This window comes from uncultured Idiomarina sp. (assembly GCF_964010655.1).
GTDB lineage: Bacteria > Pseudomonadota > Gammaproteobacteria > Enterobacterales > Alteromonadaceae > Idiomarina > Idiomarina baltica.
On sequence record NZ_CAXGLS010000031.1, the window covers coordinates 21,896 to 28,202 of the forward strand.

Here is a 6,307-nt window from a genome sequence, read left to right on the forward strand (position 1 = left end):
CTCCCCGTTCGTTAATTCTCGCCTTGGCTAAACAAGAATTGTCCGATTAACTGCTCCAACACCAATGCTGATTTGGTATCAGAAATCGTGTCTCCGTCTTCAAGTGTGCCCACCGTGTCATCGATAAACCCTGGCTGCAGACCTAAATACTGCTCACCTAAAAGACCCGCTGTCAGCACCGATAAGCTACTTGTCTCTGAGAACTTGTCATAATCTTGACTGATCTCCATCTCAACAAGTGGCTCGTAATACTCGCCCGACAACGAAATATTGGTAACGCGTCCTACAACGACCCCCCCCACTTTAACTGGCGAGCGTACTTTTAAACTGCCAATATTGTCGAACTTCGCATAAAGCGTGTAGGTTTCACCAGCAGTCACGGTGCTCCCACTTGCAGCGCGCAAAGCGATAAACAGCAGCGCCAAAACCCCGACAACGACAAATAAGCCAACAAAAATATGTGATTTCCGTGATTCCATGGTTTTTACCCGCCAAACATCAATGCTGTAAGAATAAAATCGAGTCCTAAAATAGCGAGTGAAGCAGTGACCACCGTCGAAGTGGTCGCCTTGCTAATACCCGCAGATGTTGGTTCACAACGATAGCCTTTGTAGAGCGCAATCCACGTCACCACAAAAGCAAATACGAGCGATTTAATGATCCCGTTCATTAAGTCGTCACGCCAGTCAACGGCTGACTGCATTACTGACCAAAATGCGCCCTCATCGACACCGAGCCAACCCGAGCCCACTAAATAACCGCCGTAAATACCAACGGCTGAAAAAATAAGTGCCAATAGAGGCATACTGACAAACCCTGCCCAGAAACGTGGAGCAACGACACGTCGTAACGGATCAACGGCCATCATTTCTAAACTCGATAATTGCTCGGTTGCTTTCATCAAGCCGATTTCGGCGGTCAGTGCGGAGCCGGCGCGACCGGCAAAAAGCAAGGCTGTGACGACAGGCCCCAATTCGCGTAAAAGAGATAGCGCAACCATCGGACCTAAACTCTGTTCGGCACCGTAATCGACCAAAATGGTATAGCCTTGGAGTCCCAATACCATACCAATAAATAACCCGCTCACCACGATAATAATGAGGGATAGTACGCCAACCACATACATTTGTTGGACAAATAGAGGCCATGACTTTCGTGGTGTGGGCTTACCAATAATCGCCCCGAGTAACATCGCCAGCGCACGACCGATACCTGCTATTGCGTCTGTGACTGTTGCGCCCAAGCGCGCCAACCTATCCATGCGCTTCCCCCATTAAATCCATAGCAAAGTCATCCTCGGTATAATGAAACTTGACGGGTCCATCAGCCTCACCTTGAAGAAACTGCCTTACAATAGCCTTATCATTTTCTCTCAGCTCATCGGGAGTCCCCTCGGCGACGACTTTTTTATCGGCGATAATATACGCGTAATCGGCTATCGATAGTATTTCATCGACATCATGGGAGACCACGATAGAAGTTAAACCTAACGATTCGTTCAGCGAGCGGATCAGTTTGACGATAACGCCCATTGAAATTGGATCTTGGCCAGCAAAAGGTTCGTCATACATGATTAGATCAGGATCAAGTGCAATAGCACGCGCCAGTGCAGCCCGACGCGCCATTCCGCCTGATAACTCCGAAGGCATCAGATCGCGAGCCCCGCGCAAGCCTACCGCTTCTAGCTTCATCAAGACAATGCTGCGGATAACATCCTCGCTGAGCTCTGTATGCTCTCTTAACGGGAAGGCAACGTTATCAAATACACTCATATCGGTGAACAGCGCACCACTTTGAAAAAGCATACTCATTCGCTTACGCAGCTCATAGAGTTTCTTGCGTGATAACTGCGTCACTTCTTCATCGGCCACTTTGATGGATCCGGATGCCGGTCGTAACTGCCCCCCAATAAGGCGCAATAACGTTGTTTTACCAATACCACTGGGGCCCATAACAGCGACTATTTTACCTTTCGGCACCGTCAATGACAGCCCATCGTATATGGTGCGTTGGCCGTGCGAAAAATGCACATCTTTTAAAGCAACAAAGTTATCCACTTATCTGTCCCTAACGCGCTATTTATTTCAGAATACCTATTCTAGGGTCCGATCGCCTAAAACGTAACTGTAAAAATGTTGCAAAACATATCAGTTTTTTGCATCAATCATCGCTAGTAGCTTGTCGGCGAACGCTTTACGGTCACCGTGGCAGTGCTCACACAACTGCAATTGTTCGAACAAACGAGCGCCATGCACGGCGAAAAACAGCACTTTGGCGAGCATTGGATCGCGACTAAATTGCTCTAACGATTGAAACGTCTGCTGAACGTGCGCAGTCATCGGCGCCAATAAATCAGGGTTATTGGCCGCTGCCGCTAATAGCCCAGAACTTAACTGCGCACACTCGGCATCACTGTTGAGCGATGCGAGCAAAATACTTTTGAATTCTTGGTTAGGATCACCTTCAAACTCGCTCATGAAGGTCTCTTTGAGGTCATTGTTTCGCGCTACCATGCGCTCCAACATAGCCTCTAGTAATTTGTCCTTACTTGCAAAGTGATAGAGCAAACCACCTTTACTAATCCCCGTTGCTTGACCAAGCGCATCAAACGTAAGACGAGCAGCGCCTTCTGACGCAACTAATTGTTCTGCTGCATCTAAAATGACATCTCGATTACTGGGGCGACCGGCACACTTTTTTGCGCACATAATGACTCACTCACTACCTTAAATAGGCTTATTACTAAACCGTCTAGTTGGTATAGTAATTCAATTTTATCGAATTCGCAATCTTAGGTTCATAAATACGGTAGGCAGTCACCCTCATCTTGACGTATCATTAGGCGTAAGTTCTCAGCTTTTTTAGGTAGGTAATGAAGCAAATCACCCACGACTTTTGCACGCTCGCACGTGAAGTTATTGAGATTGAGCGAGATGCCATAGAGGGCCTAAAAACCTATTTGGACGATAACTTCAATCGTGCATGTCAGGCAATGTTCGATTGCAAGGGTCGTATCATTGTAACCGGCATGGGTAAATCGGGTCACATCGGCGGTAAAATTGCTGCGACACTCGCTTCAACCGGCTCACCCGCTTTTTTTGTGCATCCGGGTGAAGCTAGCCATGGTGATCTGGGGATGGTCACTGACAGTGATATTGTTATCGCAATTTCAAACAGCGGCGAGACGGGCGAAATACTTAATATTATACCGGTGATGAAACGCCTTGGTGTCACAATCATCGCCATGACGGGTAACCCGGAGTCAACGCTAGCCACCTTGGCTGATGTTCATGTTTGCATCCGGGTAGAGCAAGAGGCGTGCCCATTAGGGTTGGCGCCCACAGCATCAACCACCGCGAGTCTAGTGATGGGGGATGCGCTGGCCGTCGCACTACTGAACGCGCGCGGATTCACTGCGGATGACTTTGCGTTATCTCATCCTGGTGGCTCGTTAGGTAAACGTCTGCTACTGAGACTCAGCGATGTAATGCACACGGGCGATCGTGTTCCTCAGGTCGAACAAGACGCTTTGATTCGCGACGCATTGCTCGAAATCTCGCGCAAAGGTTTAGGGATGACATCCATTGTCGACGAACACGGGCGTTTAGCGGGTATATTTACGGACGGTGATTTGCGGCGGATCCTGGATAGCCGCGTCGATGTTCATACGAGCAAAATCGCTGACTTCATGACGCGTACCTGCGTAACGGCAGACGAAAACATGTTGGCAGCACAAGCACTTAAGTTGATGCAAGACCGTAAAATTAATGGTCTGATTATCGTTGACCACGATGGCAAGCCCCACGGTGCGATGAATATGCACGATTTGTTGCAAGCAGGAGTGGTGTAATGATTCATAATCGCACAGCTAAAACCATCAATACGTGGTACGGCGACATCAGTACCACACTGTTTGAACAATTTGCTCAAGTTGAGTTGTTGATTCTCGATGTTGACGGCGTATTTTCTGATGGTCGTATTTATTTAGGAAACCAAGGTGAGGAGCTCAAAGCATTTCATACACGTGATGGCTTTGGGCTAAAAGCATGGACGGACGCCGGCTACCCCGCTGCCGTGATAACGGGGCGCGAATCTTCGATTGTCGAGCGCCGCATGAAACACTTGGGCGTGACTCATATTTTTCAAGGTGTAAAAAATAAAGTCGAACGCTACGAACAGCTGCTCGATAATTTGAACTTGAATGATTCGCAAGTCGCTTATGTAGGCGACGATGTCCCCGACCTACAGTTAATTAATCGAGCCAAACTCGGGATTGCGGTGCATGACGCGCACCCCTCGGTGCAGCTTGCCGCGCAATATATTACGCGTTGCCACGGTGGATTTGGCGCTGTGCGTGAAATTTGTGATTTACTCTTGCTGAGCCGCGGTGAACTACCGAGCGCTGAGGGAGTCAGTTTGTGAGTCGCCGCGTCGCACTTTTATTGCTGGTCTTATTTGGTGCCGTGATTATTCTGCTTTGGCGACCTTTTCAGCCGTCAGATGGCGACGACGCTAATGTACAAACCCGTAAAATGACACCCGATTTTACGGCTTCGGGTCTTAAAACGCGCTTGTACGAGTCTGGCGGACGCTTAGCGCATCAGGTGACGGCTGAGCATATGTCTCATTATATTCAGATTGGTCTTACTGAGTTGAGCAATCCTGTCTACTCGGTCTATACCGATGAGCGTCAGGCAACTTGGCAAGTGAGTGCCGAGCAAGGCACTTTATATGATGACCAAACGCTCATTTTAGAGCGCAACGTTGAAATATTGGCACTGCAACCTGATACTTCTATTAAACGTGTAAACACCGAATACTTAGTCATCGATATACCCGCTGAAACGATGAACACAGATTATCCCGTCACGATTTCGGGACCCCAGATTGCGGTACGAGGTCACGGGCTCAATGCCGACTTGTACGCAGAAACTATGGAGTTAAAACGTCATGTTAAAACGGTTTTTAATCCTCGCTAGTCTTGCAGCAGTGAGTCAATTAGCTGTCGCTCAAGGTGAGTCGGACTTTGAAAAGCCGATTGAAGTAAGTGCAGGACACGAGCACTTTGATATTAAAAACAACCAGTTGTTGCTGACCGATAACGTTATCGTCACACAAGGGTCGTTACGTATTGAAGCCGACCGTTTAGAGGCCTCAGGCGGTGAAGCTAAAGATCAAGCTGACACTTTTGTCGCCCACGGTCGCCCTGCTGTTTATACGCAGCTACTCGAAAACGGCACCGAAATCAGTGCAGAAGCCGACCAAATCACCTACTTTCAGAGTCAAGGGCGTATCGAACTCAAGGGCAACGCACAGATCACACAAGGTAGTAGTTTATCGCGCGGCGACACTATCGTTTATGATCTGACAAACCAGCACGTTTCAGCGCGCGGTTCGAAAGAGTCGGGCGAACGCGTAACCACCATTTTTAACCCCAACAAGCAGTCTGAGAAAGAGCAGCCTGAAACCGAACAACAGCAAAAAGAGCAATGATAAATGGCGAAATTATCTGTCGAGCACCTCGCTAAATCATATAACCGACGCCAAGTTGTTAAAGATGTCAGCTTGGAAGTAAGTCAAGGGCAAGTGATCGGCTTATTAGGACCTAACGGTGCGGGTAAAACAACCACCTTCTATATGATTGTTGGCTTAGTGAATTCTGATAAAGGCAGTATTAAGCTAGACCAACATGATTTAACGTTGCTTCCTATGCACGAACGAGCTCGACGAGGCATTGGATATTTACCACAGGAGTCGTCTATTTTTCGCAAAATGACAGTGCGCGATAATTTAATGGCTATCCTCGAAACTCGCAAATCGCTTACAACGATAGAACGAGAAGAAAAGCTCGACGCTTTATTAGAAGAGTTCAATATCGGGCATATTGTTAACAGTTTAGGCATGAGCTTATCGGGGGGGGAACGGCGACGTGTTGAAATTGCTCGAGCACTTGCCGCTGATCCGACGTTCATATTGCTTGATGAGCCATTTGCAGGTGTTGACCCCATTTCAGTCTTGGATATCAAAAAAATTATCGAACACCTCAAGCATCGTGGCATAGGCGTGTTGATTACCGACCATAACGTGCGCGAAACGTTGTCAGTATGCGAGCATGCTTATATCGTTAGTCACGGGGAACTGATTGCCAGCGGAGATGCAAATAGCGTATTGTCAAACCAGCAGGTTAAAGATGTCTACCTCGGTGAGCAGTTCACCTTGTAACGGAGCACAAGTGAGGCCGGGATAATCAGATGAAACAAAGTTTGCAACTAAAAATGGGTCAACAATTGACGATGACCCCACAATT

General features: G+C 47.9%; 9 protein-coding genes. 5 read left to right on the forward strand and 4 right to left on the reverse strand.

The genetic code is table 11. The annotated features are described in order from the left end of the window. Nucleotides 1-11 precede the first annotated feature (11 nt). The 4 genes from mlaD to ABNS04_RS08730 all read right to left on the reverse strand — a co-directional run bounded on the left by mlaD (nt 12) and on the right by ABNS04_RS08730 (nt 2,708). On the reverse strand, nt 12-479 hold the full coding sequence (gene mlaD, locus ABNS04_RS08715) for an outer membrane lipid asymmetry maintenance protein MlaD (RefSeq protein ID WP_006956858.1): 468 nt from the start codon (nt 477-479) through the stop codon (nt 12-14). A gap of 5 nt (nt 480-484) precedes the next feature. After that, complete coding sequence (gene mlaE, locus ABNS04_RS08720) at nt 485-1,261, reverse strand: lipid asymmetry maintenance ABC transporter permease subunit MlaE (RefSeq protein WP_006956859.1); 777 nt, start codon at nt 1,259-1,261, stop codon at nt 485-487. Further along, the gene (gene mlaF / locus ABNS04_RS08725) at nt 1,254-2,057 is read right to left on the reverse strand and encodes a phospholipid ABC transporter ATP-binding protein MlaF (protein ID WP_272977419.1); all 804 of its coding nucleotides are present in this window, start codon (nt 2,055-2,057) and stop codon (nt 1,254-1,256) included. The genes mlaE and mlaF overlap by 8 nt, the downstream gene beginning before the upstream one ends. Before the next feature lie 90 nt (nt 2,058-2,147). Next, nucleotides 2,148-2,708 (reverse strand): TetR/AcrR family transcriptional regulator, encoded by a 561-nt coding sequence (locus ABNS04_RS08730; protein ID WP_272977418.1) that lies wholly within the window; start codon nt 2,706-2,708, stop codon nt 2,148-2,150. Between the two features lie 164 nt (nt 2,709-2,872). On the opposite strand from ABNS04_RS08730, the gene ABNS04_RS08735 reads away from it, so the two are divergent. From ABNS04_RS08735 to lptB, 5 genes are read left to right on the forward strand one after another with little or no spacing between them, the layout of a single operon-like run. Then, nucleotides 2,873-3,850 (forward strand): KpsF/GutQ family sugar-phosphate isomerase, encoded by a 978-nt coding sequence (locus ABNS04_RS08735; RefSeq protein WP_272977417.1) that lies wholly within the window; start codon nt 2,873-2,875, stop codon nt 3,848-3,850. Further along, nucleotides 3,850-4,422 carry a 3-deoxy-manno-octulosonate-8-phosphatase KdsC gene (kdsC, locus tag ABNS04_RS08740; protein ID WP_272977416.1) on the forward strand — a complete coding sequence of 191 codons (573 nt, stop codon included), beginning with the start codon at nt 3,850-3,852 and terminating at the stop codon, nt 4,420-4,422. Before ABNS04_RS08735 ends, kdsC begins: the two co-directional genes overlap by 1 nt. Beyond that, entirely contained in the window at nt 4,419-4,979 is a 561-nt protein-coding gene (lptC, locus tag ABNS04_RS08745; protein ID WP_272977415.1) for an LPS export ABC transporter periplasmic protein LptC, read from the forward strand. Before kdsC ends, lptC begins: the two co-directional genes overlap by 4 nt. Continuing rightward, nucleotides 4,951-5,493 carry a lipopolysaccharide transport periplasmic protein LptA gene (lptA, locus tag ABNS04_RS08750; RefSeq protein ID WP_006956865.1) on the forward strand — a complete coding sequence of 181 codons (543 nt, stop codon included), beginning with the start codon at nt 4,951-4,953 and terminating at the stop codon, nt 5,491-5,493. The genes lptC and lptA overlap by 29 nt, the downstream gene beginning before the upstream one ends. Before the next feature lie 3 nt (nt 5,494-5,496). Then, the gene (lptB, locus tag ABNS04_RS08755) at nt 5,497-6,222 is read left to right on the forward strand and encodes an LPS export ABC transporter ATP-binding protein (protein WP_006956866.1); all 726 of its coding nucleotides are present in this window, start codon (nt 5,497-5,499) and stop codon (nt 6,220-6,222) included. Nucleotides 6,223-6,307: the final 85 nt, after the last annotated feature.